The organism is Shewanella sp. MM_2022_3 (genome assembly GCF_022557375.1).
GTDB lineage: Bacteria > Pseudomonadota > Gammaproteobacteria > Enterobacterales > Shewanellaceae > Shewanella > Shewanella xiamenensis.
The window spans coordinates 63,688-88,147 of the sequence record NZ_JAKZGV010000003.1 but is presented as its reverse complement, the minus strand read 5'-3'; the positions used below and the strand labels follow the sequence as shown (position 1 = coordinate 88,147).

The following is a 24,460-nucleotide window of genomic DNA, read 5'->3' as shown; positions in this document are numbered from 1 at the left end:
GCTTGACGTTAACGTTAACTGATCAAAATGCTGTATAACATTATGAATAAAAAGAATTTTAAAAAATGAAAAACTTGTAAGTTACTAAAATGTAACATTGGCGCTGATTGTTTTTGATTTAGAAATAGTGATTTTTATTGCAAATACAGTGTTTGTATAAAAATATGAAATAAGTGAATTGTTATTCTGTTTGGTTGTGAGTGCTATCACAGAATGTAAAGGCACTGTGAGGGGCGGCTCAGGTTTTTAGCTTGGATATGGTGAATATTATGAGAGTTTGATTTACCGCCAAGAAAAGTGTGCTCGCTTTGTTTATCATGAGTTTTTTCGTCTATCTACACATCATTATTTCTTCTTTCTTGTGATTTTATCTTGGTTATTTTTAATGAAACGACATGAAATATGGCAGGCGAGCTAATGGGGCTCGATGCATACGTAAACACATTTGGTGCTGTTTGTAAGGCTAAATACGGTGAGCGATTACGCAAGCTCACCATAGATGCCAAATTCACTTGTCCTAACCGTGATGGCACGCTTGGACGTGGTGGTTGTACCTTTTGCAACGTGGCGTCCTTTAGTTATCAGCAAACGGAAATGCTCAGCATCAGTGAGCAGCTAGAACAAGGGAAAGCCCGTTATAAAGAGGCGAAACCCAAGCTGAATGCGGATAAGTTTATCGCTTATTTTCAGGCTTATACGAGCACTTATGATGAGTATCAAGTGCTGATGGCTAAATACGATGAGGCGGTCAAAGACAGTGAGATTGTGGGCCTGTGTGTTGGCACTCGTCCCGACTGTGTGCCAGATAATGTATTAGATTTATTAGCGAGTTATCAGCAAAAGGGCATCGATGTCTGGTTGGAGCTTGGATTGCAAACCGCCAATGATAGCACTTTGCATAAGATTAACCGTGGGCACGATTTTGCCTGTTATTGCGATACCGTTTTGCGGGCGAGAAGTCGAGGATTAAAGGTGTGTACTCACCTTATATTAGGTTTACCCGGTGAGACTCGTCTCGATTACATGGCGACCCTTCAGGCCGTGCTGACGCAGGGCGTAGATGGTTTAAAGCTTCATCCATTACATGTGGTTGAGGGCAGTACTATGGCAAAAGCTTGGCGCACAGGGCGCTTACCTTTGCTCAGTATTGAGGAGTATGCGGCTTGTGTCGGCGAACTAGTTCGGCATACACCGAAAGAGGTGATCTTTCATCGGGTGACCGCCTATGCGAAAAAACCGATACTGCTGGCACCCGATTGGTGTGGTTATCGTTGGAATGGCTTAGTGGCGATTGTTGAGGATCTTGCGAGTAAGGGTGGACAAGGGGCGGCATTAGCGCGACCATAATGTCCATATTTGCTGAATGGATTCATTTGGTAATTTTTTATCGCTAATAGTATTTGATATAGTTGATTTTTTGTTAATAAAAACATCTTTTGACCACAAATGCTGCTATAAGTTGCGCTGACAATTTTAGTGGGTATCATGTCATAAATTTGTTTTAAGCATTGGACTACTTAAGGGAGGCCTAGATGGCCACAGTTGAATTAGAGACAATTCTAGATCTCAATACGTTAGAACAGTATTGCAGCGCGATTGGTGCCGGTACTTTGCTAAAGAGCGTGGTGTTATTTGAGCAATTAATGCCTGAATATGTTGGGAATCTAGTAAAGGCTAACGAAGCTGCTGACAAGGACACTTTATGTTCAGAGGCCCACAAATTTAAAGGTGCAGCGGGTTCAGTTGGCTTAAAACGTATTCAGCAAATTGCCCAATTACTGCAGCATGGCGAAGAAGCGCGTTGGGAAGTTGAACATGCAACTTGGGTCGCGCAAATTGTTGAATTTGCGAGTGCCGATCTGCAGCAATTAAAGCAATTCTTACAGGCTAAAGCCTAGTTTGGTTTGCGAGGTGCGGCGTAAAGGTTGCACCTCGATAACTTCTTCCTTCTCGTTTTATCCCCTCTTTTGCTTTTCCCTCCTTTATTCTGAGTCGCCTCAAGCGTTTTACCTTGATTGAAAATCGATTTTGCTCACACTATTGAGTAATTTAGCCGCGTTTTAGTTGATAACTTATGGTAGAGTTGATTAAATTTATTAATTCATAACCGTAGTGGCAATCGATAAAATGAAAAATTTACCTAGCCTTAAGAATCTATATTACTTGGTGAATCTTCATCAAGAGCAGAATTTTAATCGCGCCGCTAAGGTGTGTTTTGTCAGCCAATCGACTCTGTCAAGCGGCATTCAGAATCTTGAAGAGCAGCTTGGTCATCAGTTGATTGAACGTGACCATAAGTCTTTTATGTTCACCGCTATCGGTGAAGAAGTCGTACAGCGTTCCCGTAAAATCCTTACGGATGTCGACGATTTAGTTGAATTGGTCAAAAACCAAGGCGAACCGATGACAGGCGATATCCGCTTGGGTTGTATTCCTACCATTGCGCCGTTTCTACTCAGCCGAGTCGTTAAACAATGTCAGCAGGCGTACCCTGAGATGAGTTTGTTACTCAAAGAGGACACGACGGAACGTTTACTCGATGCCTTAGGTAAAGGGGAGTTGGATTTACTTATTCTAGCTTTACCGGTTGATACCAGTGGTTACCACAGCATGAAGGTCGGAATCGATCCCTTTAAGATGGTGATCCATAAAGATTTAGTGGGGGGAATTCATCAGCCGATCGATTATCAGACATTACCTGATGAGAGTATTTTTCTGTTGCAGAGTGAGCATTGTATTACTGGCCATGCTATTACTGCTTGTCAGTTGGGTGACAGTGCTAAAGTCAATCCTTTTGCTGCCACGAGTCTGCATACCTTAGTACAAATGGTAAATAGCAAACTGGGCACAACGTTCTTACCGCAAATGGCGATTGATGCAGGGATTTTGAATGATACCGATCTGGTGGTAATGACTCCGCCAGGTGAAGCGCCATATCGCGATATCGGTTTAGTATGGCGACAAACAACCAGCCGAATTTTAACTTTCCGTACGCTAGGTTTATTGATCCAAAAATTGTTAGCTAACGAAACCGCATAATCACTGAGTATTTTTGCTTTTGGTGAGTTTTATAAAGGGGAAACACCAAACACTTCAATCGAGTGTTGTTTCCCTTTTAATTTAATTGGGCCCAGATTAGTCAAACGATACTCACTGTTAGGATTATCGAGTCGTCCCGCTAAGGCGCCAGAGATCAACATACGCTGTCCTAAGGGATTACATTGATCCTGCAGTCTCGCTAACGTATTTAGCACATCACTAAAGAAGCTAATTTCTTGTTTTTGAACACCAACAACTGCAGCAACGACTTGCCCACAGTGAGCCGCCGCTTTAAATTTAGGCACAAAACCATAGTGTTCTTCAAAGTAACGTCTCTGCCAATTTAATTGCTGGCTAAATTCAAAATAGATATTCATGCAGCGGTCGTGCACAACACCTTCCTCTAAGGGCCAATGGATTAATACGGCATCACCCATATAGCGGTAGATTTCAGCTTCGTTATTACTCACAGTATCTGAAAGTAAGCTAAAACTATCTTGGATTAGGCGACTAAAGCGATAATCGCCAAGAGATTCAGCATGAGTTGTTGAGGCGACCATATCTAAGTAAAGAAATAAACGCTGTTCGTATCTTGGCTTATGGTATTTACCTAAACCAATATTGAGTAAAATACGTGGCCCAACTAAAAGCCCCATCTGCTCAACAAAGGCTAAGCTCACTCGTACAACGACTAAATAAACAATTAAGGCTTGGAATGAGGGACTATAGAGAATATGCGCCGTAAGCATTTGTCTAAGGGTCGACATGTGATTTTCAATGGCCCACATATTTAGAAATTGGGTCATATAAGCTAAGGTTGTTGCACCTAATAACAGGAACAATCCTTTAAAAATGACTGAGAAGATATAAGGCAGGCGATTGATAGCGCTAAAATCAGCTATCAGATTGGACATCCAGTGTAAGCTACCAAAAATAATCCCCATATAGACGGCGAGTGTCGCGAGATCAGCCGAACCTACAGCCCATTGCGGCAGTTCTGGTGATTGGGCATATCGAAAAAACACGAATGCAGCCATGGCTATCGCCCAAGCTAATATCGCAAAAAGAAGTTTTTTCGCTTGTCTACGAGTTCTCACAACGGGTTTTGTATCCGAATACGGCCATATATTTCAGGATGCCGTAGTTTATAGAAAATCATCACTAGAGTGCCAGTGATATTTGTGATCTGGATCAATACAACGCTATATAGCTACGAAAATTTAACCAAACACTTTATTTAATATCATTGCTGTAAAGGCGGTCTTGAGATAAAAACCGCGAGGATTGGTCATTTTGAGGCTGCCATCCTCGGCAATACTTTGAGTCAATGCCTTACTATTAGCGGCTTTAGGGCGTAATTGGAGAACTTCACCGTGCCTAGCGGTGAGATTTTCGACTTTACCAAGAGCAATCAGCTCCATGATTTCTTCCCAATCCTGTTGCAGTAATGCTTGCTCTTGTGGATCGGGCTGCCACAGTATTGGTGTGCCAACTCTGCGTTCACCCACAGGGATATGTCGCTCCCCCTCTACTGGTACCCACAGTACTCGTTGTAACTTGTGACACACTAAGCTGTCTTGCCAAGTTAATCCTTCAATATTGGTCAGCGGTGCAACGCACACATAGGTGGTTTCAAGTGGTTTGCCCTGATGATCAATGGGGATAGTTTTTAGCTCTACTCCGAGGTGAAGAAAATCTTGTTCGGGTTTCGAACCTGCTATCGCACCTAATTCCATTTCAATGAGTTGTCCCACCCAACCTTTATCGCGTTTCAGATTGTCGGGGACACGAATGCCGCGATGGGTAGCAATTTGCGCCAAAGATACGCCGGCCATCATATTAGCGCGTTCGAGCAATTCGCTCAGATTTTGAGGGGGAATAATAGGTTTCATAGGCGAATTTTACTGGAAAATAACTGCTTAGCAACCAAGGTCAAAAAATGAACATTAAAATAAGAATAAACGCATTGCTAACTTTTTGTATTTAACAATATGATTTTTATTGTTTTTATCTGATTTTAGGCAAGTGTCAGTTAAAGTGTTCAAAGTTACTCTCGGCTTTCCCTTGCGTTTCTCACATATTTATCCACAGATATTATGGATAACTCACAATGCGTGTGCCTTTAACTGAATAAAATCTTTGAGTCAATGGTAGTAAGTGGCATTTTTAAATAGGGATGTGGGTAATTTTGGGTGTGCTCTGTGTATAACATTTAAGGATTACTCTAATTAAATAATAGAATTTATTTTAGGTTAAAAAGTGAGCGTTTGTGTATTTGGATAGATATCTTGTAAATTATTAAGGTTTATCCTGATGATTTATAGGTTATTTTTTTAATGTGGTATGCGTTGTGATGTATATTCTATTTGTTGTTTTTTGAACGATATACCTAGTTTACCCTAGTTTCAAACAGAGATATCCACAGAAAATGTGGATATCCCCTTAAATTAATTCGATGAGTTGTTGATAAAGTAGTAAGTTGAAACTATTTATCCAAAGATAAGCTGAAAATAGAGGTTTGCTGAGAGACGGGCTTTGTGAAACAATCGCTTTATTAAAATTTATCCTTATTTGGAGTCCATGTGATTGATAGCGACGGCTTTCGCGCAAATGTGGGCATAATAATTTGTAACAGATATGGCCAAGTCATGTGGGCCAGACGGTTTGGACAACACTCATGGCAGTTTCCTCAGGGCGGTGTAGATGATGGTGAATCGGCCGAAGAGGCAATGTACCGTGAATTGTATGAGGAAGTTGGCTTAAAACCCGAGCATGTCACTATATTAACCTCGACGCGCTCTTGGCTAAGATACCGTTTACCTAAACGCTTAGTGAGACAGGACAGTAAGCCTGTGTGTATTGGCCAAAAGCAAAAGTGGTTTCTGTTACAACTAAAAAGCCAAGATAGTGCGATTAATTTAAGTTCTTCAGGCCACCCTGAGTTTGACGATTGGCGCTGGGTAAGTTATTGGTATCCGGTGCGGCAGGTTGTCTCATTTAAGCGTGATGTTTATCGTAAGGTCATGAAAGAATTTGCGGTAACGGCATTGTCATTCCAAACCCAGGAAATACCGAGGAAGCGGGTAAGACAAAAGACAACGGGCTGATTTTCAAAAGAGGATTGAAAACAGTGTTAAATACGCTCAGGGATATTACCCAAGCTGTGGCTTCTGCCCACAGCTTAGAAACCGCATTAGAAGTCCTAGTTTCATCGACCAAGGCTGCGATGGAAACCCAATGTTGCTCGGTCTATATCCTAGAGCAGCAAGAACTCGTTTTATCCGCAACCGATGGTCTCGAAAAGAGCGCTGTCGGTCGAGTGCGCATGCCTTTAACTCAGGGCTTGGTGGGCTTAGCTGCCGAGCGTGAGGAGGCGGTGAATTTAGCCGATGCACGTTTACATCCACGCTTTAAGCTCTTTCCCGAGGTTGCAGAAGAAGAATACCGTGCCTTTTTAGCTGTCCCTATTATTTATCAAAAAGCGGTTGTGGGTGTGATTGTGGTGCAGCAAGCTAGTGCACGGCAATTTAGCGAAGGCGAAGAAGCCTTTTTAATGACCTTGGCTGCGCAGCTTGCGATGGCGATCCGAGGATTAAAACAAAAGGCGCAGGTCAGTTCACTCCATCAACAGATTTTATTCCAAGGGACATCTGCATCCAGTGGGATCGCTATTGCACACGCGTTAGTGCTCGGTGGGGAGATTTCCCTCGAACAGCCCGATGTGCGCTGCGAGGACATTGCCCTTGAATCCAGCCGTTTAGTCGCGGCAATGGGGCGTTGTAAAGAGGCGATTGGTGCGCTATCTCAGCGTTTCGACCGAGAACAGGATGAGGAGGTCGCCTCAATATTCAATGCCTTACAGTTACTACTCGATGATGCCAGCCTCGGTGGTGAATATACCCGTGAAGTACAGCAGGGCTGGGAGGCTGAATCGGCGGTGAGCCGGGTTTCGTTGCGTTATATTCAGCAGTTTTTGGCGATGGAAGATCCTTATCTCAAGGAGCGGGCGAGTGATATCCGCGATTTGGGGCAAAAGGTGCTAAGGCAATTGATTGAGCCTGAGCGATTAGAGCATGAACCTGATAAACCTGTAATTTTAGTGACGAAAGAAGCCGATGCTACAATGTTGGCTGAATTTCCTCGGCAAAAATTAGCTGGGATTGTGACCGAGCTCGGTGGCGTTAACTCCCATGCGGCGATTTTAGCGCGGGCGCTTGGTGTACCTGCGATTACAGGCGTTGAACAGTTGCTTTCCGCTGATATTGATCAAAAGCTGTTAGTCGTCAATGCCAGCCGTGGGCAGCTTATGGTGTCGCCATCGCCTGCTATTGTTAGCGAATATCGCAGCCTTATCTCAGCGCAAAAAGCGTTGCAGCGCCAATACGCACAGGAGTTAGCGCTGCCTTCTGTGATGCTTGATGGCACGCGAATTAGACTCTATCTCAATGCGGGATTACTCAGTGGTGTCGCCTCGGAAATTGCCGAAGGGGCAGATGGTATTGGGTTATATCGCACTGAAATCCCCTTTATGTTGCAGCAGCGTTTTCCGAGTGAATCCGAGCAGGTAAAGGTTTATCAACAGGTACTCTCAGCGGCTTCGGGTCGCCCTGTAGTAATGAGAACCTTAGACGTTGGCGGCGATAAGCCTTTGCCGTATTTCCCTATTAAAGAAGACAATCCTTTCCTCGGTTGGCGTGGTATTCGACTATCACTGGATCACCCTGAGCTGTTTCTTGTGCAGTTAAGGGCCATGTTACAGGCTGGCGCAGAAGGCAAGCAGTTAAGCATTTTGTTACCCATGGTCAGTAATTTAGATGAAATCGATCAAGCGTTAGCCTACTTAGAGCAGGCCTATGTTGAACTCAAAAATGATGTCAACAGCAATATCGAAATGCCGCGTATTGGCATAATGCTCGAAGTGCCTGCAATGCTATATCAGTTAGATGAAGTGGCAAAGAGAGTGGATTTTGTGTCAGTTGGGAGTAACGATTTAACCCAATATTTACTCGCAGTCGATCGCAATAACCCGAGGGTCAGTTCATTATTTGACAGTTATCATCCGGGGATTTTGCGGGCCTTACATCAGGCAAGAATAGATTGTGAATATCATCATCTTGATATCAGTATCTGTGGTGAGTTGGCTGGCGAGCCCATGGGCGCGATCTTGCTTGTGGCGATGGGATACAACCAATTGAGTATGAACCAAGGCAGTTTAGCGCGAATTAACTATCTGCTGCGCCGAGTCTCTGGTGATGATTTAGCACAGTTACTCGCGCAGGCGTTAAGCCTATCTAACGGTTTCCAAGTGCGTGAGCTGGTTAAAGAATATTTTACTCAGCAAGGATTAGCCACAATTCTTAATTAACTAATCGTGCCTTTTGCTTTAAGCTAAGGCTTCACTTAATCACGCTGTAGGTATTCGTGTGGATAGTTTGTTGTTGGTGTTCTTTATTTGCTTGGCGTTAGGTGCGTTTGTCGGTTTTATGGCAGGATTATTAGGTATCGGCGGCGGCTTGATTGTCGTGCCTGCATTGCTTTATATTTTGCCATCGGTCGGTATTAGCTCTACGCAGCTACCTCATATTGCGATTGCCACTTCGCTAGCCGCCATTATTCTTACCTCTATTTCATCGGCACGTGCCCACCATAAGCGCGGTAATGTGCCTTGGGAATTGTTCAAATCAATGTTACCGGGCCTGATTATAGGCGCGCTGGCTTCAGGTTTTATTGCTGAGCGTATTCCTGCTGATGCTTTACAGAAAGGTTTTGCCATCTTTGTGATTTTAATGACAATTCAAATGGCTTATCCCGTAAAAGCCGAATCAAATCGCCAATTACCTAATTCAGTAGTGCTTTTTGTTGTATCGGCTTTGATTGCGGTTTTGGCCGGTTTGACAGGAATAGGTGGCGGTATACTGATAGTGCCATTTTTGACTTTTTATGGTTTACAGATGCGTCAAGCCGTGGGGTTTTCTGCTGCGATGGGCTTTTTAATCTCTCTTTCTGGCAGTTTCGGCTATATTATTGCGGGCATGAATGCCCCTGAATTGCCCTATGGTACCTTAGGCTATATCTATTTACCGGCGTTATTTGGCTTAATCATAACCTCAATTTTAATGGCTCCGGTTGGTGTGAAGGCTGCAAGCACTTGGCCCACCCCAGTCCTTAAAAAAATATTTGCACTTTTACTCCTTTGTGTCGGTCTCAAATTAATTCTGAGCTGATTTTTAGTTTTTAGCCCTCAATTTGAGGCTGTTGATGGATAAGTTATGGCATTGAATTTTCCCAATATCGATCCTGTGATCGTGAAGTTTGGTCCCTTTGATATTTTTGGACAAACCTTTGAACCTGCACTGCGTTGGTATGGATTTACTTACTTAGTGGGTTTTGTGGCGGCGATGTGGTTACTCAATCGTCAGGCTGACCGTTCCAATGGTTTATGGACGAGAGAGCAGGTTTCCGATTTACTGTTTTATGGCTTCCTAGGGGTGATATTAGGCGGTCGTATTGGCTATGTGCTCTTCTATCATTTTGATTATTTTCTCGCTAGTCCAATGTATTTATTTAAAATTTCAGAAGGCGGCATGTCCTTTCACGGTGGTTTGATTGGGGTGATTACCGCCATGATTTATATCACTTGGAAGCAAAAGCGTACCTTCTTTGCCGTGGCAGATATGGTGGCACCCGTGGTGCCTATTGGGCTTGGGGCCGGCCGTATCGGTAACTTTATAAATGGTGAGTTGTGGGGCCGCGTGACTGATGTGCCTTGGGCTATGGTGTTCCCAAGCGGTGGACCAGAACCACGCCATCCCTCGCAGCTCTATCAATTTGCTCTTGAAGGTGTTGCATTATTCTTACTCCTTTATTGGTTCAGTAAACGTACTAAGAAAGTCGGCGCAGTATCGGGTATGTTCTTACTAGGCTACGGTATTTTCCGCGTGATTGTCGAAACGGTAAGGCAACCTGATGCACAGTTAGGCCTCTATTGGGGCTTTATGACAATGGGGCAGATCCTCTCATTGCCGATGATCCTCTTCGGTTTATATTTAATTCTTCGTCCAGAGGGTAAGCAGTAATGCAGCAGTATTTAGACTTGATGAAACACATTTTAGCCGAAGGTGTGGATAAATCAGACCGTACAGGTACAGGCACTCGCTCGGTGTTTGGCTATCAAATGCGTTTCGATTTGAGTAAGGGCTTCCCCTTAGTGACCACCAAGAAGTGCCATATGCGCTCGATTATCCATGAGCTATTGTGGTTCCTGAAAGGGGAGACCAATATTGCTTATCTGCGTGACAATAAGGTCAGTATTTGGGACGAATGGGCCGATGAAAACGGCGATTTAGGCCCTGTTTACGGTGCACAGTGGCGCAGTTGGCCGACCCAAGGTGGTGAGGCTATCGATCAAATTTCGCAGGTCATTGCGCAAATTAAATCGCAACCCGACTCGCGCCGTTTGATTGTCTCTGCATGGAACGTGGGCGAACTGGATAAAATGGCACTGGCACCATGCCATGCGTTTTTCCAGTTTTATGTCGCCGACGGCAAATTATCCTGCCAGTTGTACCAACGCAGTTGTGATGTATTTTTAGGTTTACCATTCAATATCGCCAGCTATGCGTTGCTGACGATGATGGTTGCGCAACAATGTGATTTAGCCTTAGGTGACTTTGTTTGGACGGGGGGCGATACACATTTATACTCCAACCATATGGAGCAAACTGCGTTGCAGTTGACCCGTGAGCCAAGACCTTTACCCACCATGACAATTTTGCGTAAACCTGCCTCTATTTTCGATTATCAATTCGAAGACTTCGAACTGACCCACTACGATCCACATCCACATATCAAAGCGCCTGTTGCCGTTTAATGGCGAATTAATCGACCAACACCTCGGAATAGCCGAGGTGTTTTGTCGAAACTAACGATTATACTTGTTCATTTTCTTCGTCTACACTCAATCTATTATGATTTTTGGGAGTGCAAGATGGAAAAAGCGATTAGAAATTTTTTAAGCCAAGAGTCCGCCGGCGGCATCCTTTTATTGATTGCCGTTGCCTTTGCCATGCTGATGGCCAATTCTCCTCTCGCGGGACTCTATCAAGGTTTTCTCGGTACTGAAGTACAGGTGCGTGTCGGTGCACTCGATCTGCATAAGCCATTGTTGCTGTGGATTAACGACGGTCTAATGGCGCTGTTTTTCTTGCTGATTGGTTTAGAAGTTAAGCGCGAGCTACTCGAAGGCGCATTATCGAGTGTGGCACAGGCTTCTCTGCCAACTTTTGCTGCCATTGGTGGCATGTTAGTGCCTGCGGGAATTTATCTTTTATTTAACTATGGTGATCCTATCACTCAAGCGGGTTGGGCAATTCCTGCAGCGACGGATATTGCTTTTGCTTTGGGGATCATGGCGTTGCTAGGTAGCCGCGTACCCGTTGCTTTAAAGGTCTTTCTGCTGGCATTAGCCATTATTGATGATTTAGGCGTTATTGTGATTATCGCCCTCTTCTACAGTACCGATTTATCAACCATTAGTTTAATCATTGCCAGTATTGCGATTGTTGGTTTAGTTGCTTTAAACCGTAAAGGAGTGACCTCATTAGCACCCTATGGCGTATTAGGGCTTATCCTGTGGGTTGCAGTGCTCAAGTCAGGTGTTCATGCCACATTAGCGGGTGTCATTATTGCCTTCTGTATTCCTCTTCGAGCAAAAGATGGTAGTTCGCCTTCTGAGCATTTAGAGCATAGTTTACACCCATGGAGCACCTTCCTAATTCTGCCTGTATTTGCCTTTGCTAATGCTGGGGTCGCTTTAGGAAACATGAGCTTAGATACGCTTATTTCCCCTGTGCCAGTGGGGATTGCGTTGGGATTAATGTTAGGTAAACCGATAGGGGTGATGCTGTTTAGCTTTGTTGCTGTCAAGCTTAAGTTGGCACAGTTGCCTGATGGTATCGGTTGGAAACAGATCGCACCCGTGGCGGCGATGTGCGGGATTGGTTTTACCATGTCGATGTTTATTGCTTCGTTGGCATTTGAGCTGGCAGACCCTATGTTCGGCGATTTAGCACGCCTTGGCACCTTGATTGGCTCAATTCTCGCAGCCTTGATCGGGTATTTCTGGTTATCAAAAGTGTTACCAAAAAAAGGAGTATAACTATGATAAATATGAAATTAGTGGGAGTTGCTGCATTGTTAGCATTATCTTCAAGTGCCATGGCTTCGCAAATTGATGCCTGCAACAAAGATGTCGCATCACAAACCTGCCAAAGCTATCTTGAGGGGATAGTTGATGGGGCATTAATGTTTAAACCTGAGGCATTAGGCGCGAGGCTTGAAACCAATGGTTACGAGTCTAGAGCATTAAAATACCGTGGCGGTAAACGTTTCCAAGAAGCAAACCGTACTTATTGTGCTAGTCGAATTCCTGATCGTGACAGTTTAGTCTCTGGGGTGACTGAAGCTGTTAGCACTGGTACTGCCGCAGATTTAGAGCAACTTCAAGGAATCGTTGTTAACTTATTGGATTGCCAGCGTTTAAAATAGCGATATTGACTCATTATTTGTTAAGCTGAGTCATTGCTACCCGATATGCCACAGCATAGATGCTGTGGCATCCCTAATAGGAAGCTCATTGGCGATGCTCCATCTCAATTACAACCATCTTTACTATTTTTGGATGATTAAGAAAAAGGGCTCTGTGGCAAAAGCTGCAGAAGCCCTTTATTTAGCTCCACAAACGATTACTGGGCAAATCCGCGCCTTAGAAGACAGGCTAAACGGTAGCTTATTTAAACGTGTCGGCAGAAATCTAGAAGCGACAGAGCTCGGAGAGCTCGTCTTTCGTTATGCCGATAGGATGTTTTCTCTCAGTTATGAGATGCTCGATTTACTTAACTATCAAAAAGATGACGCTATTCTATTTGAGGTTGGGATTGCTGATGCTTTATCGAAAGCCTTATCAAGTAGAGTGTTGCTCTCGGTTGTTCCTAATGATGGCTCTATGCACCTTGCCTGTTATGAGGCGACCCATGAAAGCTTAATGTCTCGTTTACGCGAGCATAAACTCGATATGATCCTTTCAGACTGTGCGGGCGAGTCACTTAAATATCCCGAAATTCTATCGAAAAAACTGGGTGAGTGTGGTGTGAGTTTCTTTTCTGCTGAAGCTTACAGTGCGGATTTCCCTGCCTGTTTAGAGCAAGGGCCGCTATTGATCCCCGGTCGTAGAACTTCGCTCGGTCAGCAACTATATCGTTGGTTTGATGAGCAAAATCTTAAGGTGAGTATTTTAGGTGAGTTTGATGATGCGGCCATGATGAAGGCTTTTGGTTACCTTAAGCGCGGTATCTTTGTCATGCCGTCGATTTATCCGCAAGAAGTGATTTCCCATGGCATGCATTTACTCGGTGAAACCTTAGATGTGAAAGAAGAGTATCACGTTATGTTTGCCGAACGGATGATCCAGCATCCTGCGGTTAAACGCCTCCTAGAAACGGATTTTAGTGATTTATTTGCCGGATTAGATACTCAAGTTAAGCAGTATTAAACTTGTGTTTCAACAACGCTTGCATCGACACTCAATGGACTGAACTGGTAGACTAAGGCGAATTTTGTTTTGGGAGAGATTAACTTGGAGTTAATGAACATTGCACGGGTCCGTTGGGCATGTCGCCGCGGAATGCTCGAATTAGACGTTTTGTTCCAGCCCTTCGTTGAGAATGTGTATCAGGATTTGTCTGATGAAGATAAAGCCCTGTTTATTCGTTTACTCGAGTGTGAAGATCCTGAATTATTTGCATGGTTTATGGGTCATGAAGTTTGCCCTGATCCTGAGCTTGCCCGCATGGTAGTGCAAGTCCGTGGCAGAGCTGCGCCATAGTTTTAGTGTAAAAGCCTCTTTTGACCAACGTCTCTCGTTGGTCGTATTTGTTTGTGTCTGTAGCACTTCTTTACTTCTCTGGCCAGAAACGGATACCGCAGTACTACATGGACTGAGGGCTATACTCGCCGTCTTAATATTGGGATTCTTGTGCTCTCAGTTATGGCAACTGAGGAAATGGCATTGCCGTTTTGAGCTTAATGGTCAAGGAGACGGCTGGCTATCAACGGGGGAGGCGTTTCATGTATTGCCCAGAACTTGGGTAACGCCGTTTATCTGCTTGGTTTACTATCAATCTGCCGATAGGTTGCATCTCTTACCTCTATGGGCGGATATGTTTAGTGATACAGATTATCGCCACTTATGCCGGCTAATACTTAAAGTTAAAACTCAGGCGGTGAGCCAACACGAACTACTTTAATCTAAATCTGAATCTGAATCTGAACTATGAGTGATGCGACTTTCACACCGTCTAAATAACAAACGGGCTAAATCCTTATTAAGATTTAGCCCGTTATAAGCGTTTAAGTTAAGCTATCCGCTTATTTTTCAGGTTGCAAAATGGTCGGTAGCGGAGAAGCTGACTTTTCAGGATGGTCAATATTGTAGTGCAGCCCTCGACTTTCTTTACGTTCCATCGCGCAGCGAATAATGAGTTCCGCCACTTGCACTAAGTTACGCAGTTCAAGCAGGTTATTACTGACTCTGAAGTTGCTGTAATACTCTTGGATTTCCTGCTGCAACATCAAGCAGCGGCGCAGTGCGCGCTCTAAGCGTTTATCTGAGCGTACAATACCCACATAGTCCCACATAAACAGGCGCAGTTCGTGCCAGTTGTGGGCGATAACGACTTCTTCATCAGAATTAGAAACTTTACTTTCATCCCATGCGGGAATTGGGCCTGGTAAGGGGATTTTATGCAGTTGACTCTCAATATCTTGGGAGGCTGCCCGGGCAAATACCAAGCACTCAAGCAGCGAGTTACTTGCCAAGCGGTTGGCGCCATGCAAGCCTGTATAAGCGACTTCACCAATGGCATAGAGACCATTGAGATCGGTTTGACCATGTAAGTCTGTCATCACCCCACCACAGGTATAGTGGGCTGCCGGGACGACCGGAATAGCGTCCTTTGTAATATCAATACCGAGTTCTAAGCAGCGACTGTAAATCGTCGGGAAATGCTTCATTACAAAGTCAGCATCTTTATGGCTGATATCCAGATACACACAATCGGCACCGAGACGTTTCATCTCATAGTCAATGGCGCGGGCAACGATGTCACGGGGAGCTAACTCTGCACGTTCATCAAAGTCTGGCATAAAGCGGCTGCCATCAGGGCGACGCAAATATGCACCTTCACCACGTAGAGCTTCGGTCAGTAAAAAGTTACGGGCATCAGCGTGGTATAAGCAGGTTGGATGAAATTGATTGAATTCCATGTTGGCAACGCGGCAACCTGCCCGCCATGCCATCGCAATACCATCACCACTAGCCACATCGGGATTTGAAGTATACTGATAAACCTTAGAACTACCGCCAGTGGCTAAAGCGACAAACTTAGCCTTGATGGTTTCAACTTGCTCGGCATTTCGGTTCCACACATAGGCACCTAACACGCGATTACCGGGGCGATTTAATTTGCGGGTGGTGATAAGGTCGATGGCGTTATAGCGTTCTAAAACTTGAATATTTGGATGGGCTAGGGCGCGTTCTTGCAGTGTTGTCTGCACCTCTTTGCCCGTTGCATCCGCAGCATGTAGAATGCGTCTATGGCTATGGCCGCCTTCGCGGGTAAGGTGATAAGGGGCATCTTTAGCATTGTTCCCCGAGGCTTCTTCTTTATCGAAAGCCACGCCACATTCGATTAGCCATTGCATTGCACTCTTGGCGTTTTCGGCGGTAAAAGTCACCACCTCTTTATCGCACAAACCAGCACCAGCGACTAATGTATCGGCTACATGGGATTCGATAGTATCACTTTCATCGAAGACGGAGGCGATACCGCCCTGCGCGTAGTATGTCGACCCTTCCGAGAGAGGGCCTTTTGAAAGCAGAATTACGTTTGCTTTTTCAGCAAGATGCAAAGCTAGTGTCAGACCTGCGGCACCGCTACCTATGACTAATATGTCAGATTGGTGTTCAACTACTTGTTTCATCGGGTATCATGCTATGACTGAGAGTACCATCTATGGTAAACCAACTGACGAATTATGGGTACTTTCCTTTTAACCTTACTTTTTTTGTATAATTCTTAGAACTTTTTCAAAGCACGCGAGTCTACATAAGTGAATATGATTCGAGCGACTGAGAAATCAGCATTTTAGATTTGGGAGAAGTCGGCTCGGATGAGTGGACAAATAAGTGATCAACAATTAGTTGAGCGCGTACAACGGGGAGATAAAAACGCTTTTAACCTGTTAGTGCTTAAATATCAGAGTAAAGTGATTAGCTTGATTTCACGCTACGTGCGTAACCAAGCCGACGTTGCTGATGTAGCACAGGAAGCGTTTATTAAAGCTTATCGAGCTTTGCCAAACTTTCGTGGTGAAAGTGCGTTTTATACCTGGTTGTACCGCATAGCCGTTAATACGGCTAAGAATTACCTCGTATCACAGGGGCGCAGAGCGCCTGCAAATGATGTCGATGCCGAGGATGCCGAATATTATGAAGGTAGTGATGCGCTAAAGGAGTTTGCCTCCCCAGAGCGACTAATGTTATCGGATGAAATCAAGAAAGTGGTTTTCGAAACATTAGAAACATTGCCTGAAGAATTACGTATGGCGATTTCATTGCGTGAACTCGATGGGATGAGTTACGAAGATATCGCCATCATCATGGATTGCCCTGTTGGAACGGTAAGATCGCGAATCTTCCGTGCCCGTGAGGCAATAGATAAAAAGCTTCAGCCTTTGCTGGAAGCCTAAATTCTTATTTTAAGAAACCCTTAAATTTAGACAGGTGAACAATGGATAAATTAGGTCAAGAATGGGTATCAGCCGCTGTCGATGGAGAGACAGATGTGCAGACGATGGCAGAACTTGCTGCCGATACGCATTCACATAATAAATGGCGTAACTATCATTTGATAGGTGATGCTATGCGGGGTGAATTACCCCAGACTATGGCGTTAGACCTTAGTGCAAGTATTGCTGCTGCAATTGAGCTTGAGCCTGCCATTGTCTCGCCCCAAGCCAAGGCTCCGATAGCCATTACTGAACAAGTAACAACGGATAAAAACCGCGTAGTGCCACTATTTAAGCAGTTTGGTCAGTATGCGATTGCCGCTACTGTGGCCATGTTTGCCATCGTCGGCGTACAGAACTTTAACCAAACAGCTGATGATGCCGCGTCGCCATCACCTGTGCTTGTTACTCGTCCTCTGGTGGGTAGTGCGTCGCCAGTGAGCTTACAGACTGGGCCTGTTCAACAAAATCAGAGCTACACTAATGACCAAATGAACGAGCAACGTCGCCGAATTAATACGTATATACAGGATCATATGTTACAACAACGATTGAATACGGGTGCCGTTGTAGAAGACAATAGCGAGGTTATTCCCGTTCCTGTCAATCAGTAGTAAGGAGTTAGCTTGCGTCTAATCCTGTTGGCTTTGTTAGCCTTGGTATTTCCTGCGGTGGCGCAGGAAGATATGCCTGCCAAAGTCTGGCTTGAGAAAATGAGCCAGGCTTTAAAAGAGAAAGAATTTAAAGCATCGATTATACAACTTCAGGCCGACCATATTCGGCCTTTGGTTTATCTTCACGGTAAGGTGAATAATCAAGAAGTTGCCTTTCTTGAGTACCTCAACGGTCCTCCCAAAAATGCGGTAAGAGTGGGAAATCGAGTCACCTTTATCGAACATGATCAACCCGCGTACAGTATCATCTCTAATCATATTCAGGGCGTATGGCCTGCGGCTTTCTCATCAAAAATGAGCGATTTAGAAGTGGGTTATCAATTTGTATTAGGTGGCCGCACTCGCATTGCTGGGCGCCCAGGACAAATGATCCGCTTGTTGCCTAATGATGAATACCGATATGGTTTCCAAATCTGGTTAGATATGGACACCTATTTGCCACTCAGATATGACATGTTGACTCAAGATAAGCAATTGCTTGAACAACTAATGGTGATTGAATTAATTGAATTTAGCGAGCCACCATCGATTCTACAGGAAGCCTACAAGCAAGAATGGCCTGCTGTGATCGATCAGGCTGAACGTCAAGATGGACAAAATTGGCAGTTTTCTTGGCTCCCCGCTGGATTTAGCGTAGTAGTGCGTGATCATCACCGTTTGATTGGTAGCCACGAGGCGGTTGAATATATTGCCTTGACTGATGGCTTAGCCAATATTTCTATTTATGTTGCTCGCGCTGGAGCAACGCCATTGCCTGAAGAGTTAATTACGCGTAATGGCTTATCTTTAGTGTCAGAAAAAGTCGGTAATGCTGAAGTGGTGGCTGTGGGTAAAGTGCCAACTGAGACCTTAGCCCGTATCGCGAAAAGTTTGATGTTAAAATAGAGCGGTTCATCATGATGGAAGAAGTGGCGCGGGTTGTCGCCTGTGATAATCAAGGTTGGCTCACCGTTGAGGTCGAGCTTAAAAGCACCTGCAAGAGTTGCAGTAGCAGTGAGTCCTGCGGGACGTCTGCTGTTGCACAGGCTTTTTCTGCAAAGACACAGCAATTCTCTATTCAGAGTGAACGTGCCTGTGAGGTTGGTGAACTGCTAAAGCTGGGGCTACCTGAGAGTGTCATCTTGAAAGCGGCTGCCTTGGTTTATTTGACGCCACTCTTCGGCTTATTTGCGGGTGCATTATTAGGGCAGTTTTTTGCTAGTTTGTTAGTAATCAATTCTGATCTCTGTGCGATAGCCTTTGCTGCTTTAGGCGCGTTAGCCGCTTGGTTCTTTGGAAAACGTAAGGCAAAACAGCTTGAAGTAGATTCGCAACCTGTGATTTTAGCTTATTTAGGCACAGGGATCAGTTTAGATAAATTATCTTTTTGATTTCATGTTGTTATTGATTTCAATTAGACAATAAACTTTTGCTGAGGGCGGCATTTTTCGACATAAAGACAACTATGAGTGAATCTGATTGGTATTGAATCCGCAATCAGGTACAATTTCCCACCTTTGAACCGTATCCATTTTTCAGTATTAGTCATAGCAGCATAATGAAACACATTAGAAACTTCTCAATTATTGCCCATATCGACCATGGTAAATCGACGCTGTCAGATCGTCTTATTCAGGTTTGTGGCGGTTTAAGCGACCGTGAAATGGATGCACAAGTTCTTGATTCTATGGATTTAGAACGTGAGCGCGGTATTACCATTAAGGCGCAGAGCGTTACGTTGGAATATACAGCCAAAAATGGCGAAACCTACCAACTCAACTTTATTGACACCCCAGGTCACGTCGACTTTTCCTATGAAGTATCTCGTTCATTAGCCGCCTGTGAGGGTGCGCTGCTTGTGGTGGATGCTGGCCAAGGCGTTGAAGCTCAAACGCTGGCAAACTGTTACACCGCGTTGGATATGAATCTGGACGTGGTACCTATCCTGAACAAAATCGACTTACCTCAAGCTGATCCTGAGCGTGTTGCCGCCGAGATTGAAGACATCGTCGGTATTGATGCGATGAACGCGGTGCGTTGTTCTGCAAAAACCGGTGTGGGTATTGATGATGTATTAGAGGTTATCGTCGAGCAAATTCCACCGCCAGAAGGCAATCCTGATGCGCCGTTGCAAGCCCTCATTATTGACTCGTGGTTTGACAGCTACTTAGGCGTTGTTTCTTTAGTGCGTATTAAACATGGCGTGCTCAAGAAGGGTGATAAGTTCAAGGTGATGTCTACAGGGCAAAACCATACCGCAGATCGTGTCGGTATTTTCACGCCAAAACAAACCGATAAAACCGAGCTAAAAACCGGTGAAGTAGGTTTCGTTATCGCAGGAATTAAAGAAATTCACGGTGCGCCAGTGGGTGATACCTTAACACTGGCTAAAAATGGTGCCGATAAGCCATTACCCGGCTTTAAAAAAGTGAAGCCTCAGGTTTATGCTGGTGTGTTCCCGATTTCTACCGATGAATATGAAAACTTCCGTGATGCACTGAACAAACTCAGCCTGAACGATGCCTCATTGTTCTTTGAGCCTGAAAGTTCATCTGCGTTAGGCTTTGGTTTCCGTATTGGTTATTTAGGCCTGCTCCACATGGAAATCATTCAAGAACGTTTAGAGCGCGAATACGATCTTGACCTGATCACGACCGCACCTACGGTAGTCTATGAAGTGCTGATGACCAGTGGTGAGACTATCTATGTTGATAATCCAGCAGATTTGCCTGCAATTAACAACATCGAAGAGATGCGTGAACCGATTGTTGAAGCCAATATTCTGGTACCAAAAGAATACTTAGGTAACGTAATTACGCTGTGTATCGAAAAACGCGGTACTCAAGTGAATATGGTTTACCACGGTAATCAAGTGGCCGTGACTTACCATCTGCCAATGGCGGAAGTGGTGATGGACTTCTTTGATCGCTTAAAATCAACTAGCCGTGGTTATGCGTCATTAGAGTACAACTTTATCCGCTTCGATCCGGCGGACATGGTGCGCTTAGATATTCTGATCAACGGCGACCGCGTGGATGCGCTGGCGATGATTATTCACCGTTCGAATATTCGTCACCGTGGTTTGGCGTTGGTTGAAAAGATGAAAGAGCTTATCCCGCGGCAGATGTTTGATATCGCGATTCAGGCCGCGGTCGGTAGCCAGATTATTGCCCGTTCTACCGTAAAAGCGTTACGCAAAGACGTAACAGCTAAGTGTTATGGTGGTGACGTTTCCCGTAAGAAGAAACTCTTAAATAAACAAAAAGAGGGTAAAAAACGGATGAAACAAGTGGGTAACGTTGAGGTGCCGCAAGAGGCGTTCTTAGCGGTACTTAAGCTAAACGAGTAACACTCGAGATAACACAATTTAGCTATTATTGCGCCGCAGTTTGCGGCGCTTTACTTAGCTTATCGTATGTTTTGTGGTGTTTTTTTATAAATGCGGTAAGTTAACTAAAGTTCGCGAGTCGAAATACAATAGTCGCTGAGTTTAGATCTTTACATTTCAAGGCAGGAGTTCAATACGTAATGGCAGCCTATTTTTCCATTATTTTAGTGCTAGTCACTCTGATTTCAGGGTTGATCTGGTTAGTCGATGTGCTGGTATTTGCGCCTAAACGCCGTGAAAGCTTAGCCTTGGCCAAGGCTTCTCAGGCCAATTTAACTGAGGAAGCCGAATACAATATTATCCGTGAACCCACTGTGGTTGAGACTGCGCACTCTATCTTCCCGGTGATTGCCTTTGTGCTGATCCTGCGCTCGTTTATTTATGAGCCATTTCAAATTCCATCGGGTTCTATGATGCCAACGCTGTTAGTGGGGGATTTTATTCTGGTTGAAAAGTTTAGTTATGGCCTAAAAGATCCCGTATGGCGCACTAAACTGATTGAAACGGGCGAGCCCAAACGTGGTGATGTGATTGTCTTTAAGTACCCAGAGAATCCTCAGGTTGATTACATTAAGCGTGTTGTAGGTTTACCGGGCGATAGGATTATCTACCGCAACAAACAGTTGATGATCCAAAAGGCCTGTGGCGCGGAGCAAACCAATTGCCCTGAGCCAGAATTGGTGGCGCGTACCGAAATCAGCCGTGGTGATTACAGCCAAGATGGAGTGCCTTTACTGCGTTATAAAGAGCAACTCGGTGAAGTGGCACACGATATTTTAATTAATCCAAGCCGTCCTGATATGTTGGGTTATTTCAAGCGTGATGGCAATTTACCCGCGGGTGAATTTCTTGTTCCCGAAGGCCATTACTTTGCGATGGGTGATAACCGCGATAACAGTACCGACAGCCGTTTCTGGGGCTTTGTCCCTGAAGAAAATCTTGTCGGTAAAGCGGTGGCTATCTGGATCAGTTTTGAGTTTGACCGTTCAAAAGCCGACTTCCTGCCAACCTGGGTACCAAGCGGTGTGCGCTTTGAACGTGTAGGTGGAATTCACTAGTATGGAACCGATTAAAAATTTGCCGCGTTTGTGTCGTACATTGGGCTATGAGTTCAAGAATATTGACCTTCTAACCCAAGCGTTGACCCATAGAAGTGCGGCAAATAAGCACAATGAGCGTTTAGAATTTTTAGGTGATTCGATTTTATCGATAGTCATTTCGGATGCCTTATATCATCAGTTTCCTAAGGCGACTGAGGGCGATTTAAGCCGGATGCGCGCCACTTTAGTGCGTGGCGATACGCTGACCTTGATTGCTCAAGCCTTTAAACTTGGGGATTATTTATTCCTCGGTCCTGGCGAATTAAAGAGTGGCGGTTTTCGACGCGAGTCGATTCTGGCCGATGCGGTTGAGGCGATTATTGGTGCGATTTATTTAGATTCGGACCTCGAAGTGTGCCGTAAGCTGTTGCTTAAATGGTATGCCGAGCGTTTATCTGAGATTCAACCAGGTGTGAATCAAAAAGACGCTAAAACCTTACTGCAAGAATATTTACAAGGGTTAAAGAAGCCGCTACCCGATTACCAAGTAATCAACATAGAAGGCGATGCCCACGATCAAACATTCACCGTTGAATGTCGTATAGATGACTTGAGTGAAAGCGTGATTGGCGTTGCGAGCTCACGCCGCAAAGCCGAGCAGATTGCCGCGGCTCAAGTATTGGAGTTACTGAAGAAATGACCAAAAAAACAGACTTGCCAGCTGTCGATGCCGCTAACGCGAGCAATGAGCCGAGCTTAGATGAATTACTGGCAAGGATGAATGCAGCGAGCGCGGCAGCGCCGTCTGTTCACTATGATGTGACCTATTGTGGCATGGTGGCTATTATTGGCCGGCCTAACGTGGGGAAATCGACCCTGCTGAACCGTTTGCTTGGGCAAAAGATCAGTATTACCTCGAAAAAGCCGCAAACGACGCGTCATCGCATCATGGGTATCCATACCGATGGTCCGCGTCAAATCGTGTTTATCGACACGCCCGGTCTGCATATTGAAGAGCAGCGTGCGATTAACCGTCTGATGAACCGCGCGGCGGCGAGCTCGCTTGCCGATGTGTCTATGGTGATTTTTGTGGTCGATGGTATGACATGGACCGCCGATGATGAGATGGTGTTAAGCAAACTTCGCCGCGGCGGTGAAGAGCGTAAAACCATTTTGGCCATCAATAAAGTCGATAATATCAAAGACAAAGAAGCCCTTTTCCCTTATTTGGAAGAAGTGGCCAAGAAGTATCCCTTCGATGAGATCCTGCCGATTTCTGCCAGTAAGGGCACCAACGTTAAACGTATTTTAGAGCTGGCGGCAGAGTCTCTGCCAGAGAATCCATTCTTCTTCCCCGAAGATTATGTGACCGACCGTTCGCAGCGTTTTATGGCCTCTGAAATTGTCCGCGAAAAACTGATGCGCTTTTTAGGTGATGAATTGCCTTATGATGCCACGGTTGAAATCGAGCAATTTAAGATGATGGAAAATGGCGTTTACCAAATTAATGCCTTGATCCTCGTAGAGCGCGAAGGCCAAAAGCGGATGGTGATTGGTAGCAAAGGTGAACGCATCCGTACCATCGCCACACAAGCGCGCCTCGATATGGAAACCTTGTTTGATAACAAAGTGTTCCTCGAAGTCTGGGTGAAGGTCAAATCCGGTTGGGCTGATGATGAACGTGCCCTGCGAAGCTTAGGTTACGGTGACGATTAATTGTTACTGATGATAGGCCTAGCCTGACTATGAACGAGCGCGCAGATTGATGAAACGGGGTTATGTTTTGCATCATCGCCCCTATCGGGAGTCTAGCGCGCTGGTGAATCTCTTGGTCGACGGGATTGGGCGTGTCGATGCCGTCGCGCGTGTCGGGAGCGGTAAACGCTCCATCAAAAGTATCCTCCAGCCCTTTCAGCCGCTGATTTTTGAATTTAGCGGTAAATCAGAACTCAAAAACATCAGCCAAATTGAAGCGGCCGCGCCAGCCGTGCCCTTATCGGGTTATAGCCTGTATGCCGGCATGTATATCAATGAGTTGCTGATGCGAACCCTGTCTGTTCACCATAATGCCGAGGCGTTATTTCTCATCTACCACCAAGCCTTAGTAGGGCTTGCGGCGCAGTTTTGTGAGTCGAAACTGCGTTACCTTGAACTGGCGCTTTTGCGGGAACTCGGGGCTATGCCATCCCTTATCCGCGATACACAAGGCGAGCCGCTGATCCCTGAACATTACTACCAGCTTGTGCCTGAACTCGGGTTTCAATTTGTGCTAAACAGCCGAGCAAAGCACACCTATCAAGGCGCGATGTTAACCGCACTTAACGATAATGAGCTGTTGCAAGAGCAGTTTTTAGCAGCTAAACGACTGATGCGGTCTATGCTGCAACCATTGCTCGGAGATAAGCCACTGGTGAGTCGGCAGTTGTTTATGCAAGCGACAGCACCAAAGATGAATGGGAATAATTAGCCCTAGCTCCTGTTTTTTACAGTCTGTC

General features: G+C 45.1%; 25 protein-coding genes. 22 read left to right on the top strand and 3 right to left on the bottom strand.

Translation table 11 applies throughout. The annotated features are described in order from the left end of the window. Positions 1 to 417: 417 nt before the first annotated feature. The 3 genes from MMG82_RS02820 (at position 418) to oxyR (ending at position 3,039) form a co-directional block, all read left to right on the top strand. Positions 418 to 1,347, top strand: coding sequence for a TIGR01212 family radical SAM protein (locus tag MMG82_RS02820; protein ID WP_047540536.1), 930 nt, complete (start codon positions 418 to 420; stop codon positions 1,345 to 1,347). A 185-nt stretch (positions 1,348 to 1,532) separates the two neighbouring features. Continuing rightward, positions 1,533 to 1,898: an Hpt domain-containing protein gene (locus MMG82_RS02815; protein WP_037415552.1), complete on the top strand. Its 366-nt coding sequence runs from the start codon at positions 1,533 to 1,535 to the stop codon at positions 1,896 to 1,898. A gap of 229 nt (positions 1,899 to 2,127) precedes the next feature. After that, on the top strand, positions 2,128 to 3,039 hold the full coding sequence (oxyR, locus tag MMG82_RS02810; RefSeq protein WP_051714062.1) for a hydrogen peroxide-inducible genes transcriptional activator OxyR: 912 nt from the start codon (positions 2,128 to 2,130) through the stop codon (positions 3,037 to 3,039). Between the two features lie 29 nt (positions 3,040 to 3,068). On the opposite strand, the gene MMG82_RS02805 is transcribed toward oxyR, so the two are convergent. Together MMG82_RS02805 and mutH are read right to left on the bottom strand one after the other, a co-directional pair. Then, positions 3,069 to 4,136, bottom strand: coding sequence for an adenylate/guanylate cyclase domain-containing protein (locus tag MMG82_RS02805; protein ID WP_037415556.1), 1,068 nt, complete (start codon positions 4,134 to 4,136; stop codon positions 3,069 to 3,071). Positions 4,137 to 4,259: 123 nt separating this feature from the next. Continuing rightward, positions 4,260 to 4,931: a DNA mismatch repair endonuclease MutH gene (gene mutH / locus MMG82_RS02800; RefSeq protein WP_047537752.1), complete on the bottom strand. Its 672-nt coding sequence runs from the start codon at positions 4,929 to 4,931 to the stop codon at positions 4,260 to 4,262. Positions 4,932 to 5,621: 690 nt separating this feature from the next. Here mutH and rppH point away from each other — a divergent pair. From rppH to MMG82_RS02750, 10 genes are all read left to right on the top strand, one after another. After that, complete coding sequence (gene rppH, locus MMG82_RS02795; RefSeq protein WP_037415562.1) at positions 5,622 to 6,146, top strand: RNA pyrophosphohydrolase; 525 nt, start codon at positions 5,622 to 5,624, stop codon at positions 6,144 to 6,146. A gap of 23 nt (positions 6,147 to 6,169) precedes the next feature. Next, complete coding sequence (gene ptsP / locus MMG82_RS02790; RefSeq protein WP_047537749.1) at positions 6,170 to 8,404, top strand: phosphoenolpyruvate--protein phosphotransferase; 2,235 nt, start codon at positions 6,170 to 6,172, stop codon at positions 8,402 to 8,404. Between the two features lie 58 nt (positions 8,405 to 8,462). Continuing rightward, entirely contained in the window at positions 8,463 to 9,263 is an 801-nt protein-coding gene (locus MMG82_RS02785) for a sulfite exporter TauE/SafE family protein (RefSeq protein WP_037415568.1), read from the top strand. A gap of 45 nt (positions 9,264 to 9,308) precedes the next feature. Continuing rightward, entirely contained in the window at positions 9,309 to 10,115 is an 807-nt protein-coding gene (lgt, locus tag MMG82_RS02780; protein WP_047537746.1) for a prolipoprotein diacylglyceryl transferase, read from the top strand. After that, positions 10,115 to 10,909 (top strand): thymidylate synthase, encoded by a 795-nt coding sequence (gene thyA / locus MMG82_RS02775; protein WP_037415574.1) that lies wholly within the window; start codon positions 10,115 to 10,117, stop codon positions 10,907 to 10,909. Before lgt ends, thyA begins: the two co-directional genes overlap by 1 nt. A gap of 117 nt (positions 10,910 to 11,026) precedes the next feature. Next, entirely contained in the window at positions 11,027 to 12,196 is a 1,170-nt protein-coding gene (gene nhaA, locus MMG82_RS02770) for a Na+/H+ antiporter NhaA (protein ID WP_218677709.1), read from the top strand. Positions 12,197 to 12,198: 2 nt separating this feature from the next. Continuing rightward, positions 12,199 to 12,585 carry a hypothetical protein gene (locus MMG82_RS02765; RefSeq protein ID WP_037415577.1) on the top strand — a complete coding sequence of 129 codons (387 nt, stop codon included), beginning with the start codon at positions 12,199 to 12,201 and terminating at the stop codon, positions 12,583 to 12,585. A gap of 94 nt (positions 12,586 to 12,679) precedes the next feature. Beyond that, a complete protein-coding gene (nhaR, locus tag MMG82_RS02760; RefSeq protein WP_037415659.1) occupies positions 12,680 to 13,588 on the top strand; it encodes a transcriptional activator NhaR in 909 nt (302 codons plus the stop codon). Between the two features lie 84 nt (positions 13,589 to 13,672). Next, positions 13,673 to 13,921: a succinate dehydrogenase assembly factor 2 gene (locus tag MMG82_RS02755; RefSeq protein ID WP_139122633.1), complete on the top strand. Its 249-nt coding sequence runs from the start codon at positions 13,673 to 13,675 to the stop codon at positions 13,919 to 13,921. Further along, positions 13,902 to 14,342, top strand: coding sequence for a protein YgfX (locus tag MMG82_RS02750; protein WP_037415579.1), 441 nt, complete (start codon positions 13,902 to 13,904; stop codon positions 14,340 to 14,342). Before MMG82_RS02755 ends, MMG82_RS02750 begins: the two co-directional genes overlap by 20 nt. Positions 14,343 to 14,463: 121 nt before the next feature. On the opposite strand, the gene nadB is transcribed toward MMG82_RS02750, so the two are convergent. Further along, the gene (gene nadB, locus MMG82_RS02745) at positions 14,464 to 16,077 is read right to left on the bottom strand and encodes an L-aspartate oxidase (protein ID WP_241406454.1); all 1,614 of its coding nucleotides are present in this window, start codon (positions 16,075 to 16,077) and stop codon (positions 14,464 to 14,466) included. Between the two features lie 189 nt (positions 16,078 to 16,266). Between nadB and rpoE the strand changes: the two genes are divergently transcribed. The 9 genes from rpoE to recO all read left to right on the top strand — a co-directional run bounded on the left by rpoE (position 16,267) and on the right by recO (position 24,432). After that, on the top strand, positions 16,267 to 16,845 hold the full coding sequence (rpoE, locus tag MMG82_RS02740; RefSeq protein ID WP_037415584.1) for an RNA polymerase sigma factor RpoE: 579 nt from the start codon (positions 16,267 to 16,269) through the stop codon (positions 16,843 to 16,845). A gap of 41 nt (positions 16,846 to 16,886) precedes the next feature. Next, entirely contained in the window at positions 16,887 to 17,498 is a 612-nt protein-coding gene (locus MMG82_RS02735) for an RseA family anti-sigma factor (RefSeq protein WP_037415587.1), read from the top strand. A gap of 12 nt (positions 17,499 to 17,510) precedes the next feature. After that, positions 17,511 to 18,443, top strand: coding sequence for a MucB/RseB C-terminal domain-containing protein (locus MMG82_RS02730; RefSeq protein ID WP_037427579.1), 933 nt, complete (start codon positions 17,511 to 17,513; stop codon positions 18,441 to 18,443). Positions 18,444 to 18,454: 11 nt separating this feature from the next. Further along, positions 18,455 to 18,928 (top strand): SoxR reducing system RseC family protein, encoded by a 474-nt coding sequence (locus tag MMG82_RS02725; RefSeq protein ID WP_037415592.1) that lies wholly within the window; start codon positions 18,455 to 18,457, stop codon positions 18,926 to 18,928. 167 nt (positions 18,929 to 19,095) lie between these two features. Further along, positions 19,096 to 20,886: a translation elongation factor 4 gene (gene lepA / locus MMG82_RS02720; protein WP_037415595.1), complete on the top strand. Its 1,791-nt coding sequence runs from the start codon at positions 19,096 to 19,098 to the stop codon at positions 20,884 to 20,886. A 179-nt stretch (positions 20,887 to 21,065) separates the two neighbouring features. Next, positions 21,066 to 21,983: a signal peptidase I gene (lepB, locus tag MMG82_RS02715; protein WP_037415598.1), complete on the top strand. Its 918-nt coding sequence runs from the start codon at positions 21,066 to 21,068 to the stop codon at positions 21,981 to 21,983. A 1-nt stretch (position 21,984) separates the two neighbouring features. Further along, positions 21,985 to 22,665, top strand: coding sequence for a ribonuclease III (rnc, locus tag MMG82_RS02710; RefSeq protein WP_241406453.1), 681 nt, complete (start codon positions 21,985 to 21,987; stop codon positions 22,663 to 22,665). Then, the gene (gene era / locus MMG82_RS02705; RefSeq protein ID WP_241406452.1) at positions 22,662 to 23,681 is read left to right on the top strand and encodes a GTPase Era; all 1,020 of its coding nucleotides are present in this window, start codon (positions 22,662 to 22,664) and stop codon (positions 23,679 to 23,681) included. Before rnc ends, era begins: the two co-directional genes overlap by 4 nt. Before the next feature lie 49 nt (positions 23,682 to 23,730). After that, complete coding sequence (recO, locus tag MMG82_RS02700) at positions 23,731 to 24,432, top strand: DNA repair protein RecO (RefSeq protein ID WP_037415604.1); 702 nt, start codon at positions 23,731 to 23,733, stop codon at positions 24,430 to 24,432. Positions 24,433 to 24,460: the final 28 nt, after the last annotated feature.